Consider the following 12,787-nt stretch of genomic DNA (forward strand, 5'->3'; position numbering starts at 1 on the left):
ACTTTCAGGGCGCAATGCTCTTTTAGTTGCTTATATTAGTCAGTGATCACATTTTGTTTTCTCATGATAGAAAGAGTCCCATATAATTTTGAAGTTAACATGCCGCTAAATACCGAGATAATGAGGTCTCCTCCAATACTATTGATAAATCCAATCATGACAATATGAGTCCATCCGTTCGGAATTCCTAACCATGTATTGCATGCCAAATACAAGTAAGGAACCCCCATTGCATAAACAATCACTAAACCGGCTATGTTAGCAAGAATAAAATGGTGCGTCTTTGGATTTGAGATTTTTTCAATGATCCAGCCTACTGCATAGGCAGCAAGAATAAAACCAATTAAATAACCAAATGTAGGCTGAAGGAAATATCCGATTCCTCCTCCCTGTGTAAATACAGGGAGTCCGAGCAAACCGATACTGACATAAACCAGCTGGCTCTGCATTCCTTTTTTACTTCCCAAAAGACTTCCGGCTAAAAATACAAATAATATTTGAAGAGTAAACGGTACATATGGAAGCGGAATTTTTATAAATGCACCTACTGCTGTTAACGCAGCAAACATTGCTGTCCCTGTTAATGAAACCGTTGATTTATTCTTCATATTAATTTTCCGCCTTTGTCATTATAACTTGCAAAAAACTCATTAATCGATTCACTTGCTGTAAGGATCATTTTTTCAATCTCGTCCGTCTCAATAACATATGGAGGCATAAAATATAGGACATTTCCTAATGGTCTTAAAAGCAAGCCTTTTTCTAGAGCAATTTGATAAATCTTATATCCGATTCGTTCTTCACTTGAAAAAGGTTCTTTTGTTTCTTTATCTTTTACTAATTCAATTGCACCTACCATTCCGGTTTGTCTGTACTCTCCGATATTTGGGTGGTTATTGTATATATTAGAGGCAAGTTCCTTCATATAGGTACTCTTCTGTTTGATTTTTTCTATGTATTGACCTTCTTTAAAGATTTTTAATACTTCCAGTGCGATCCTGCATGCTAATGGATTACCTGTATAGCTGTGAGAATGCAAGAAAGCTTTATTGCTTTCATAATCATCATAGAATGCGTCATAGACTTCATTTGTTGTTAATACTACGGATAATGGCATATAACCGCCTGTTATTCCTTTTGATAGGCACATGAAATCCGGCATAATTTCTGCTTGTTCACACGCAAACATAGTCCCGGTACGACCGAATCCGACTGCAACCTCGTCTGCAATGAAATGAACATCATATTTTGTACATAGTTTTCTCAATTGCTTTAAATATGAAGGAGGATACATTTTCATTCCTGCAGCAGCTTGTATTAAAGGTTCGATAATGACTGCGGCTATTTCACTATGATGCTTTTTTAATATTTTTTCTACCGACGAAATACAAGGCGTGTCGCAATTGGTTGGATTTTGATTGAATGGACATCTAAAACAATCGGGTCCTTGTGCCCGTAAGGTATCCAGCAATAGAGGTTGATAAATGGAACTATAGAGATCAACGCCACCAACCGACAGAGCACCAAGTGTTTCGCCATGATAGGCGTCTGTAAATGCTAAAAACCGCCTTTTATTTGGTTTGTTTTTTTGCTGATGATATTGAAAGCTCATTTTTAATGCGATTTCGACTGCAGATGATCCGTTATCTGCAAAAAATACTTTTGTTAAACCGTCTGGAGTTATTTTTGCTAGTTTTTCCGCAAGTAATATGGCTGGTTCATGGGTGAAATTTGCAAAAATCACGTGCTCGAGTTGAAATGCCTGATTTGCCAGGCAGGTGCTGATTTGTTTATTCGCATGTCCGAATAAATTGACCCACCAAGAAGAAACAGCATCTATGTATTCTTTTCCATTTTCATCATACAAATAAATTCCTTTCCCGCTTTTAATAACAATCGGAGGGAAGTTTTCATAATCCTTCATCTGGGAACAAGGGTGCCAAATATGGTTCAAATCTCTTTTTTGTAAGTTTGAAATTGCGTGGTTCATATTGTTGCTATCCTTTCCATAAAGTCTTTATTTTCCAGATTAATATATTTTAAATCTGATAAATTATTTAACTTTGGTATCACAATTGAAGGTAAGTCGGTTATGCGGCTTATTGTACTCATATTATCCTTTTCGACTTCAGTGCCTTCATATCCATTAAACACAATGCCTATTATAGGTATGTGGTTTGCTTTAAGAGCATTGATTGAAAGTAATGTATGATTGATCGTTCCTACTTTTGTACCTGCAGTCAAAACAACTGGTAACCCAGTATGATGAATAAGATCGAGCAAATGATAGTTTCGTTGCACACTTAAAGGAACGTATAAACCACCTGCACCTTCACAAATTACATAGTCATAAGCATTTTTTAAGAAATGAATATGTTTCAAAATGTGCTTTTCTTCAATCTCTTTGCCTTCAAGCTTGGCAGCATAATGTGGAGAAGCGGGTTCTTTAAAAGAATAGCTATTTATATGCTCATTTAGTAGGGTTTCTTTACTATATAACTTATAGAATTCTGAATCGCTATAAGGTTCCGTAGCGTTTTGAAACACAACTCCTGTTTGAACCGGTTTATAAGGTATTGTATGAAACCCTTTTGATTGAAAGTATTGCATAAAATAAGAAGTAACCAATGTTTTTCCTACGTTCGTATCCGTACCTGCTATCCAAAAATGTTGAGCCATAATTCCTCCTGTTTAAATGTTAACTTAATTTAATAATAGGTTAACATATAACAACGGATTTGTAATCATGCTGTAGAGTGCCCTTCAATATTGTGGGTTTTTTGGTGAAAAAAAAGCGGATGAACCGCTGCACAGCTATAACGGAGATTTTTAAACAGAAGGATGTAAAATTAAGTAATTAAAATCCCTCAATTCCTACTTGATTTATAGGGATAGTTGTATTATTATTTCTTTAAGCTTTTTCTTTCCATCTGTATCTGCCCCATGGTACAGATGGGCCCCCTTTAATATCCTGCGGAAAAGGAGCTTTTTTATTTTGAAAGGAGTATTCATATGTCTTTAATGGAAATTCGGCAGTTAAATAAAACCTTCAACACAGCAAAAGGAAACGTACATGTTTTGGATGGAATTCATTTGGATGTGAAAAACGGGGAGTTCATTACAGTGATTGGACCGAGCGGCTGTGGAAAAAGCACACTTTTGAAGGCCGTAGCAGGCCTTGATTCAGATTATTCAGGCGAAATTGTCCTGGAGGGAGAAAAAGTAAATGCTCCAGGTGTTGATAAAGGATTTATTTTTCAAGAACCGCGCCTTTTCCCGTGGTTGACAGTGGAAAAGAATATCGCGGCAAACCTTTCATTAGAATCAGAGAATACTAGCCAGAAAGTAAAAGAGCTGATCAAACTAGTGAAGCTTGAAGGCTTTGAAAAATCGTACCCGCGAGAGCTGTCTGGAGGAATGGCACAACGAGTGGCCATAGCAAGAGCTCTGCTGAGGCAGCCGAAAATCTTGCTTTTGGATGAACCATTTGGCGCTCTTGATGCATTCACCCGATCACATATGCAGGAAGTGCTTCTCGATATATGGGAGAACAATCGAACTACGATGATTTTCGTTACTCATGATATTGATGAAGCTGTCTATTTGGCAAATCGAGTCGTAATCATGGACGCAAGACCGGGATCTATTCGTAAAATTGTACCGGTTGATCTTCCATTTCCAAGAAAAAAAGCATCTTCGTCATTTCAAGAGATTCGCCAAACAGTATTAAAAGAATTTGAGAAAATCGAAGAACCGGAACTGGTCGACAGTGCAGGAATATAAAAGAGGTGATAACAAATGAGCAACAAAAGCGCGACGATTACAACGGGATATGAAAAAGAAAATAAGCTGACTAAAGCACTTTCTCTTAAAAAAAACAAGCGGACAAATAATTTTGGAGTCATTGCCAGGGGGTTAGGCTTTCCGATTCTGGTTTTGGTTGTATGGGAGCTTGCCGGGTATTTCGGATGGATATCAGAAACATTGCTTCCACGACCGAGTGTGATTCTCGCTGAGTTTATCAGGCTGATACAAAGCGGCAATTTAACCTATCATTTTCAAGTCAGCTTGCTGCGCGCGGCAGCAGGATTCTTTCTGGGAAGTGCATTGGCGCTTACTTTAGGATTACTCGTTGGCTTTTCCCGTAAAACGGAAGAAACGATTGACCCTACGATGCAGATGCTCAGAACAATTCCGACGCTTGCGGTGATTCCGTTATTTATTCTGTGGTTTGGCTTCGGTGAGATTTCGAAAATCTTATTAATTGCAAAGGCTGCATTTTTCCCATTGTATGTAAACACGTTTTTGGGCATCCGCAGTGTTGATTCGAAGCTGTTTGATGTTGCAAAGGTGCTTGAATTCAGTAAATGGAAACAGATAACGAAGCTGATTTTGCCTGCAGCACTTCCTAATATTCTGCTTGGCCTCCGTTTGGCACTTGGTGCTGCCTGGCTTGCACTAGTCGCTGCTGAATTAATGGGATCAAGTGAAGGGATTGGTTATTTGATCATGGATGCGAGGCAGTTTTCGCAAACCTCCGTCGTATTTGTGGGAATTATTATTTTTGCAGTATTTGGGAAATTATCAGACTCACTCGTGAAATTGTTTGAAAAACGGCTGCTGAAATGGCGAGACAGTTTTCAGGGCTAATCAAATACATGATATGAAAAGAAGGGATTAGGGAATGGCCAAAAAGAAAAGACAGATGATTCTGAATTTGTTTTTGAATAACATAGGCCATCATGAAGCGGCCTGGAGGCACCCTGCTGCTGAAATTGATCAGCTTAATGATTTCTCGTATTATCGGAAAATTGCTGTAAAAGCAGAGGAAGCAAAATTTGATTCGATCTTTTTTGCAGATCGTCTGGCTGTCTCAAAAGAAGCGGTTCAATATAGTGCTGCCAGCAGGTTGGAACCGTTAACTCTATTATCAGCGATATCGGTGGTGACAGAGAAAATCGGCTTAATTGCAACCGTGTCGACGAGCTTTAATGAGCCATATAATTTGGCCCGAAAGTTCTCTTCCATCGATCATTTAAGCAAAGGGAGAGCTGGCTGGAATATCATCACTTCAGGCACGGATGAAGAAGCTCGAAATTTTAATTATGATAAAATACCGGATCATGCTCTCCGTTACAGACGGTCCAAAGAGTTTTTAGAGGTAGCGTTAAAACTATGGGATAGCTGGGAGGAAGAAGCATTAATCAAAGACAAAGCCGCCGGTATATATGCAGATCCGGACAAAGTTCACCGAGCTGATCACAAGGGAGAGTTCTATCAGGTTAGGGGGCCGTTGAATGTTTCTCGATCTCCGCAAGGGAGGCCGGTTCTCGTTCAAGCAGGTTCATCTAAGGATGGGAAGAAATTTTCTGCTGAATTCGCAGAAGCCGTTTTTACCGCTCAGCAGACGCTGGAAGAAGCTCAAATTTTTTATGAGGATGTAAAACAAAGAGCGGAAGGCTTTGGGAGAAATCGCAATGAGATTAAAATTTTGCCGGGAATTTGTCCGGTAATTGGGAACACGGAGGAAGAGGCGAAGGAAAAAGAGTACCGGCTCCATCACCTTGCCAATCCGGATCATAGCTTATCTCAGCTGTCTTCCAGGATCGGCTTTGATTTATCTGGTTATCCGCTTGACGGACCGCTTCCGGAGCTTTCGGAAACGGGACACATCAGGGGTCACCAAAGCCGTACAAAGCTAATAAAAGATCTTGCGCAAAGAGAAAATTTGACGATCAGGCAGCTTTTGCATCGCTTAGCTGGTGGAAGAGGCCATTACACCATCTCTGGGACTGCCGAGCAAATTGCGAATCTTTTAGAAGAATGGTTCGAAAATGGCGCAGCTGATGGGTTTAATATCATGCCTCAGTTAATGGGAGAAGGACTGGATGATTTTATTGAAAAGGTTTTGCCGATCCTTCGCCAAAAAGGATTATTCAGAGAAAACTATACAGGAGATACATTAAGAGAGCACTATGGTCTGGGTTACCCAGCAAGTCAATTTTCTACTAAAGACAACAGGAGGTCTTCCATTGAAAAAGTTCATACATCTGATCAGATCGGTTAAATTTGTCCTGCCGGCATTGTTGGTAGTGCTCCTTTTAGGGGCATGCGGCAGCCAAGGGGCAGAAAAAGGGTCAAACCAAAATCCAGTTATTCATATTGGAGTCCAGGGCAAAACGGGAATTCTCCCCTATGCCAGAGAAAAGAAATATTTTGAAAAAGCGTTTGAAAAAGAAGGAGTTAAGGCAGAATGGCATGAGTTTGCAAGCGGGCCGCCGCATTTTGAAGCCTTGGCTTCCGGCCGCATCGACTTTGGGGCTACCGGAGGAACGCCTCTCATTGCCGGACAATCCGGCGGTGTGGATTTTCGAGGAATAGCCGTCACAAGTGATGGGAAAAAAGGGAATTCGATTATTGTCCCAAAAGATAGCAGCATTAAGGAGTTAAAAGACCTTAAAGGAAAAAAAGTCGCTGTTGCCAAAGGAAGCAGTGCCTACAATTTTCTCTACATGGCGCTAGATCGTGCAGGCCTAAAGGATTCGGATATTCAGTTAATTCAACTGCAGCCTGATGAAGCGCGTCCTGCGTTGGATAATGGATCGGTCGATGCTTGGTCTACATGGGAGCCTTATTCAACTACTGCCGTATTCCAAACAGAGGCAAAAATATTGGCTTCCGGAGAAGATTTAAATATTAATGCCCCAAGCTTTCTAGTCGCAAGAACAAAGTTTACAAAGGAGCATCCCGAATTGACGGTTACCTTTTTAAAAACGTATGAAGAGGCAAGAAAGCACGTAACCGAAAATATCGATGAAGTGTCTGAAGAAATAGCAAAAAAAGAGAATTTAGATGTTGAAATTATTAAAACTGTTCTAAAAAAATCGGAGTTTATATTGTCTCCTACAACGGATGAATTTGCGAAAGCCCATCAAGAGCAGGCTGATTTTTTATATAAATCCGGCGGAATCAATAAAGAGCTGGATACTTCGAAAGTAATTGATAATCAATTTGTAGAAGAAGCGTTAAAGTAAAAACAAAGCGAAAGAGGGGAGAAAGAGTTTGGAAATTCTTTGGTTTATTCCTACGCATGGTGACGGACAATATTTGGGTACATCTCATAGAGGAAGAACTACAGACTACACCTATCTGAAGCAAGTCGCTCAAGCTGCAGACCGGCTTGGATATACCGGGGCATTAATTCCAACTGGCAGAACGTGTGAAGATCCGTGGTTGACCGCGGGTGCTTTAGCAGCGGAAACAAGAAACCTGAAATTTCTTGTTGCAGTCAGACCCGGCTTGATGCAGCCTTCTGTAGCTGCAAGGATGGCTGCTACGCTTGATCGCATTTCAGAAGGAAGGGTCTTGATCAACGTCGTTGCAGGCGGCAATTCAAAGGAGCTGGAAGGCGACGGGTTATTTTTGGATCACGATGAACGATACGAGGCGGCGGACGAATTTCTTGATATTTGGCGGTCGCTGCTTTCAGGCGAAACGGTCACATACAATGGAAAACATGTAAATATCAATGATGGCAAGCTTCTATTTCCTCCCGTCCAGACGCCTCATCCGCCTATTTATTTTGGCGGATCTTCCGCAGCAGGACAAAAGGTAGCTGCGAAGCATACAGATGTCTACTTAACTTGGGGAGAGCCGCCCGAGCAGGTCAAGGAGAAAATTCAGTCCGTTCGTGAACAGGCTGAAAAAGAGGGGAGATCGATTCGATTCGGGATCAGGCTTCATGTCATTGTAAGAGAGACAGAAAAGGAAGCATGGCAGGCAGCGGACAAATTGATCAGTCATCTGGATGAAAAAACTATCAAAGCTTCCCAGAAAGCCCTCCTCAGTACGGATTCGGTCGGTCAGCACAGAATGGCCGCGCTGCATCAAGGAGACCGAACAAAGCTTGAAATCAGCCCCAATCTTTGGGCAGGAATCGGACTCGTTAGGGGAGGAGCAGGCACAGCCTTAGTCGGCGACCCGGAAACTGTGGCAGACCGTATCCTTGAATACAAGGATCTTGGCATCGAATCCTTTATCTTATCAGGCTATCCTCACCTCGAAGAAGCCTATCAATTTGCCGAGCTTGTTTTTCCGCTCCTTCCATTTAAAAAGGGAGAAGCATTCGCCGCTCAAATCAGACACAAGCTCACAGGGGAAGTCATCGCAGAACAAAAATTTCCTGACAAGAAGAAAGTATCGATTTAAAGTTGCGTGTCGGAAAAATGAATAAGTGCACAATTAAGGTTTAGTAAGGTTGACTTAGCTGGCGTTAAAAGTCTGCAAGTCAGCCTTTTTTTGTACAAATTTTTCGACAAATACAGATTTATTATTGTAAATTAGGTATAATTTTCATAATATTATAAATCTAAGAAATTACCTCAGGAGGATCCTAGTTGATTTTAGCAAAAAAATGTATCTATATATCAAGCAGTTTATTATTATTCCTTCTGCTTGCGTCTTGCGGGGAAGCGAACCAAATAAAAATAACTGAGTTTACAAGAAATGAAAAGGCGCTATTGGAGGTAACGGCGGATCAATATTTTTCTGCAACACTTACTGGATTAACAGATGAAGTATACTATATAGGCTTGTATGCGGAGCATTATGAAAATGGAAAGCTTTTAACAAAGTATGGCGGTGGAGCAGACCTGAATCTCCTTCGCGAGAAAAAGGATGTGAAAGGATTACGAGCCATTTTTATTTTGGAAGAGGATGTCTCGGCTATGCCAGGAGCAACAGTAATAAAAATGGGTTTAAACAACAACCGTGGGGTAGCTACTAAAGGTACAGAAAGAATAGAAGGTAATGAGTATTTTGAGCATGTCGAGAATGCCTCTGGTACTGTGCCAAAGTCTATTACGATAGGAGAGCCTGTTCTTATTGGCTGTACAATGAAAGATAGTGAAGAAATTGAAATATCAGGTGAAGTTACTCATTCTAATATAGAAGAATTAATCAACCAACCATGATGAAGCGATTCTGTATTATGTTATGGCAAATTAAATGAAGGATAATTTTTTTCATAGAATCAGGGGAGATCGGCTTGGCAACCTTTTTTAATAAAAGAAAACAAATCATAGCAATACACATATGTATTCTTTTAACCGCAATCCTTACTGCCTGTTCTGGTGTAAAAAACCAAATTAAATGGACTGAGTACCCTGACAGCGAAAGAGAATTGATTAATCTTGCTGGGGAACAATATTTTTCAGCCACGATAACGGGATTAACTAATGAAATTAATAGTATTAGAATGTACGTTGAGGAATATCAAGATGGAAACATAACTCAAAAATACGAAGGTCCAGAGCTTGATCTTTTTAAGAAAAAGAAGCCAAAAGGGCTGCGAACTCTTTTTATATTAGAAGAGAATGAGACAAATGATTTCGAAACTATAAAGAAGACAATAAAAATGGGGTTGATTGATAATGAAGGCTCTGCAATGACCAAATCCGTGAATCTAGATACCTTCGAATCTGATACGCTCTCAAGCGGAATGAGCAGTTTTGCTGAGTTTCCAAGCAGTATTCCTCTAGGAGAACCGGTTTTAATTGGTTGCAATATAAATAGTTACTCAGACGATACAGATTTTACGGGTGCTATTACCGACGATAACAAAAACAATTTAATCAAAAACGATCATGTAATACTCTTTTATGTGAAAGCAGATTGACACGTATATACGTCTCTCGAAATGGCAATGATGATGATAGAAAATGAAACAAGATATTTTTCGACAAAATTTTTCATTCTTCTATTGACGATCGTTTTATAACGATGTATTATAGATTAAGTCGAACCGGAAAGGAAAGGCTCTAGACTCCGCGGGTGTAGTTTAGTGGTAAAACCTCAGCCTTCCAAGCTGATGTCGTGAGTTCGATTCTCATCACCCGCTCCATACATATCGTGTGCAACGCAGTGTTTCGTTCTTAGATAACGAAGCATTGCGTTTTTTACTATGTTCACTTGAAAGGAGGTTTTGCAAAAATGGATGTTACCAAGCTAAAGCAAGAGGTTATCGAGTATGCTCATCAAATCGGCATTGATAAAATCGGATTTGCCAGTGCAGATACGTTTGAAAGCTTAAAACAGCGGCTGATTACGCAGCAAGCCCTTCAATATGAGTCCGGCTTTGAAGAACGAGATATCGAAAAACGGACAAATCCGGATCTGCTGCTTCCAAAAGCGAGATCGATTATTGCCATTGCACTTGCTTATCCTTCGAAAATGAAAAACGCACCAAGAGGAACGAGGACGGATCGCAGAGGGATTTTTTGCAGAGCCTCCTGGGGAAAGGATTATCACCACGTATTACGAGAAAAGCTTTCAAAATTGGAAGAATATCTTCGAGAAAAGCGTGAGGATATCCGAACAAAATCAATGGTAGATACGGGGGAGCTATCAGATCGGGCCGTCGCAGAACGAGCTGGAATCGGCTGGTCGGGAAAAAACTGTGCGATCATTACTCCTGAATTTGGTTCCTACGTATACCTTGGTGAAATGATCACGAATATTCCTTTCGAGCCGGATACGCCAATCGAGGACAAATGTGGAACGTGCAACAAATGTGTCGATGTATGCCCGACAGGTGCCCTGATTCAAGGCGGACAGCTAAATGCTAAGCGTTGTATTGCCTTTCTCACTCAAACAAAAGGTTTTCTGCCGGAGGAATTCAGAAGCAAAATCGGCAATCGGCTGTATGGATGTGATACATGCCAAACGATCTGTCCTGAAAACAAAGGTAAGGATTTTCATTTGCATCCAGAAATGGAGCCGGATCCTGAAGTGGTTAAGCCGCGGCTAAAACCTTTGTTAACGATTAGCAATAGAGAATTCAAAGAGAAGTTCGGGGATATTTCCGGTTCGTGGAGAGGGAAAAAACCGATTCAGCGAAACTCGATTATCGCATTAGCCCACTACAAGGATATAACCGCTCTTCCGGAACTTGCTTCTTTACTGAAAAATGATCCCCGACCTGTCATTCGCGGCACGGCTGCCTGGGCAATTGGCAAAATAGGCGGCGAAGATTATACGAACCAACTAAATGAAGCGTGGATGGCTGAAGGGGACGAAGAGGCAAAGAAAGAAATTGAAAAGGGTTTAAAAATGGCAATGAATACTAAATCAAGCCAGTCCTGACATACGTTAATATAAAAACGTATGGTGGTGACAGTACTTGAAGGAGTTTATTGAAAGGACTCTGCGAGATCGTCTTTCCTATTTATTAAATGAAAAGAATGCAAGAACGATAGATCCAATTTTTGATGAGCTGGAGCGAAAAAAACAGCTCTTTCAAAAGCGTCAGGTACAAATCGTAAAAGCGAAGATGAAAGTGAAGCTCGGGGAAAGCAAGTTTGATGACGACGGGTCTAATCACGTGAGATATAAAGTTCACAGCGAATATCTTTGTAATGATAAAGATCATTTATATATAGAAGAACAAATAGAAGAAAGAACTGCTTTATTCTATGGCCAAATGCTGATAAACGATTCGAAAGTTGAAATACCATTTCATCAACCGTTACGTAGTGATGGTATGGTCATGGCAGACTTCAGCAGAAACGATCTCGGCCGGGCATTTACGTATGATCGTCTTGCTGCTGTCCAGTACGCAGAAAAATGGTGGAATAAGCGAAATTCAGCCTATAAAAATTTTGACGATAATTGCACAAACTTTATTTCACAATGTCTGCATGCAGGAAGTGCGCCGATGAGAGGATATCCGAATCGGGGAAGCGGCTGGTGGATGCAAAACCATTCGTGGAGCTACAGCTGGACCGTTGCCCACTCCATGAAAAGCTTTCTTGGCAGATCGAAGGCAGGGCTCAGGGCGGAAAAAACGTCATCACCCGAAGATCTGTCTCTAGGGGATGTCATATGCTATGACTTTGAAGGGGACGGAAGATATAACCACACGACAATTGTCGTAGCAAAAGATAAGATGGGCATGCCGCTTGTCAACGCCCAAACGTATGATTCGCGGATGAGGTACTGGTCGTATGAGGACTCAACCGCCTACACACCATCCATTAAATATACCTTTTACAAAATCATTGATGATACGTCGAAGAAGTAAAAGTGGTATAATGGATGGCGGTTTACTCAATTAGAACAGAGGTGAAGATTTTGGCACTGCATGTGGTTTTATACCAACCAGAGATTCCTGCCAATACAGGAAATATTGCGCGTACTTGCGCGGCAACGAATACAACGCTTCATCTGATCAGGCCGCTCGGCTTCTCAACAGATGACAAAATGCTTAAGAGAGCGGGACTCGATTACTGGAAGTTTGTAAATATTGTGTATCATGACTCTCTTAACGAATTATTTGAAGCAAATAAGAATGGGCAGTTTTTCTTTATTACGAAGTTCGGTCAAAAACCCCATACTTCCTTCAGCTACGAGGATTCGTCCACCGATTATTTCTTCGTTTTTGGAAGAGAGACGAACGGTTTACCAAAGGAAATAATTGAAAACAATATGGAGCGCTGCCTGCGCCTGCCGATGACGGAACATGTAAGGTCGCTTAACCTGTCCAATACGGCTGCAATCTTAATATATGAAGCGTTGCGGCAGCAAAACTACAACGATTTGATATAGAAAAAAGGATCTCGCTCCATGAGATCCTTTTTTTACCCCTTATTTCACTTTTCTGCCTGGCATGCTGTCGTACCCAGCTGTAAAGATAGAGACCAGAAACGTTAGTATAACTCCCATCATTATGACTGTACGCATCTTTTTCCCCCTTGTCATCAAGCGATTTCTGAGCTTGAATTACTTTAAT

At 40.8% G+C, this 12,787-nt stretch carries 13 protein-coding genes and 1 tRNA gene; 11 read left to right on the top strand and 3 right to left on the bottom strand.

What is annotated here, in order from left to right:
* Positions 1 to 35: 35 nt before the first annotated feature.
* From AM592_RS01995 to bioD, 3 genes are read right to left on the bottom strand one after another with little or no spacing between them, the layout of a single operon-like run.
* The gene (locus AM592_RS01995) at positions 36 to 608 is read right to left on the bottom strand and encodes a biotin transporter BioY (protein ID WP_053602224.1); all 573 of its coding nucleotides are present in this window, start codon (positions 606 to 608) and stop codon (positions 36 to 38) included.
* Positions 605 to 1,990, bottom strand: a complete 1,386-nt coding sequence (gene bioA / locus AM592_RS02000) for an adenosylmethionine--8-amino-7-oxononanoate transaminase (protein WP_053602225.1) — start codon at positions 1,988 to 1,990, stop codon at positions 605 to 607. The genes AM592_RS01995 and bioA overlap by 4 nt, the downstream gene beginning before the upstream one ends.
* A complete protein-coding gene (gene bioD / locus AM592_RS02005) occupies positions 1,987 to 2,679 on the bottom strand; it encodes a dethiobiotin synthase (protein WP_053602226.1) in 693 nt (230 codons plus the stop codon). The genes bioA and bioD overlap by 4 nt, the downstream gene beginning before the upstream one ends.
* A gap of 333 nt (positions 2,680 to 3,012) precedes the next feature.
* Between bioD and AM592_RS02010 the strand changes: the two genes are divergently transcribed.
* From AM592_RS02010 to trmL, 11 genes are all read left to right on the top strand, one after another.
* Positions 3,013 to 3,783 carry an ABC transporter ATP-binding protein gene (locus AM592_RS02010; protein WP_053602227.1) on the top strand — a complete coding sequence of 257 codons (771 nt, stop codon included), beginning with the start codon at positions 3,013 to 3,015 and terminating at the stop codon, positions 3,781 to 3,783.
* 15 nt (positions 3,784 to 3,798) lie between these two features.
* Positions 3,799 to 4,650, top strand: a complete 852-nt coding sequence (locus tag AM592_RS02015) for an ABC transporter permease (RefSeq protein ID WP_053602228.1) — start codon at positions 3,799 to 3,801, stop codon at positions 4,648 to 4,650.
* Positions 4,651 to 4,684: 34 nt separating this feature from the next.
* Positions 4,685 to 6,067: an LLM class flavin-dependent oxidoreductase gene (locus tag AM592_RS02020; protein WP_053602229.1), complete on the top strand. Its 1,383-nt coding sequence runs from the start codon at positions 4,685 to 4,687 to the stop codon at positions 6,065 to 6,067.
* Entirely contained in the window at positions 6,033 to 7,034 is a 1,002-nt protein-coding gene (locus AM592_RS02025) for an aliphatic sulfonate ABC transporter substrate-binding protein (RefSeq protein ID WP_225970318.1), read from the top strand. The genes AM592_RS02020 and AM592_RS02025 overlap by 35 nt, the downstream gene beginning before the upstream one ends.
* Positions 7,035 to 7,062: 28 nt before the next feature.
* Positions 7,063 to 8,208, top strand: a complete 1,146-nt coding sequence (ssuD, locus tag AM592_RS02030; protein ID WP_053602230.1) for an FMNH2-dependent alkanesulfonate monooxygenase — start codon at positions 7,063 to 7,065, stop codon at positions 8,206 to 8,208.
* Between the two features lie 188 nt (positions 8,209 to 8,396).
* Positions 8,397 to 8,972 carry a hypothetical protein gene (locus AM592_RS02035; protein ID WP_053602231.1) on the top strand — a complete coding sequence of 192 codons (576 nt, stop codon included), beginning with the start codon at positions 8,397 to 8,399 and terminating at the stop codon, positions 8,970 to 8,972.
* A gap of 74 nt (positions 8,973 to 9,046) precedes the next feature.
* Positions 9,047 to 9,676, top strand: a complete 630-nt coding sequence (locus tag AM592_RS02040; protein ID WP_053602232.1) for a hypothetical protein — start codon at positions 9,047 to 9,049, stop codon at positions 9,674 to 9,676.
* A gap of 151 nt (positions 9,677 to 9,827) precedes the next feature.
* A tRNA-Gly gene (locus AM592_RS02045) sits at positions 9,828 to 9,901 on the top strand.
* An 89-nt stretch (positions 9,902 to 9,990) separates the two neighbouring features.
* Positions 9,991 to 11,142 (top strand): tRNA epoxyqueuosine(34) reductase QueG, encoded by a 1,152-nt coding sequence (queG, locus tag AM592_RS02050; RefSeq protein ID WP_053602233.1) that lies wholly within the window; start codon positions 9,991 to 9,993, stop codon positions 11,140 to 11,142.
* 37 nt (positions 11,143 to 11,179) lie between these two features.
* Positions 11,180 to 12,079 carry an amidase domain-containing protein gene (locus tag AM592_RS02055; protein WP_053602234.1) on the top strand — a complete coding sequence of 300 codons (900 nt, stop codon included), beginning with the start codon at positions 11,180 to 11,182 and terminating at the stop codon, positions 12,077 to 12,079.
* Positions 12,080 to 12,120: 41 nt separating this feature from the next.
* Positions 12,121 to 12,603 (top strand): tRNA (uridine(34)/cytosine(34)/5-carboxymethylaminomethyluridine(34)-2'-O)-methyltransferase TrmL, encoded by a 483-nt coding sequence (trmL, locus tag AM592_RS02060; RefSeq protein WP_098945281.1) that lies wholly within the window; start codon positions 12,121 to 12,123, stop codon positions 12,601 to 12,603.
* Positions 12,604 to 12,787: the final 184 nt, after the last annotated feature.

Source organism: Bacillus gobiensis (genome assembly GCF_001278705.1).
Taxonomy (GTDB): domain Bacteria; phylum Bacillota; class Bacilli; order Bacillales; family Bacillaceae; genus Bacillus; species Bacillus gobiensis.

Bases quoted from the DNA above. Each gene is read 5' to 3' on its own strand.
- AM592_RS01995 (WP_053602224.1), bottom strand. From the start codon at position 608: ATGAAGAATAAATCAACGGTTTCATTAACAGGGACAGCAATGTTTGCT.
- bioA (WP_053602225.1), bottom strand. From the start codon at position 1,990: ATGAACCACGCAATTTCAAACTTACAAAAAAGAGATTTGAACCATATT.
- bioD (WP_053602226.1), bottom strand. From the start codon at position 2,679: ATGGCTCAACATTTTTGGATAGCAGGTACGGATACGAACGTAGGAAAA.
- AM592_RS02010 (WP_053602227.1), top strand. From the start codon at position 3,013: ATGTCTTTAATGGAAATTCGGCAGTTAAATAAAACCTTCAACACAGCA.
- AM592_RS02015 (WP_053602228.1), top strand. From the start codon at position 3,799: ATGAGCAACAAAAGCGCGACGATTACAACGGGATATGAAAAAGAAAAT.
- AM592_RS02020 (WP_053602229.1), top strand. From the start codon at position 4,685: ATGGCCAAAAAGAAAAGACAGATGATTCTGAATTTGTTTTTGAATAAC.
- queG (WP_053602233.1), top strand. From the start codon at position 9,991: ATGGATGTTACCAAGCTAAAGCAAGAGGTTATCGAGTATGCTCATCAA.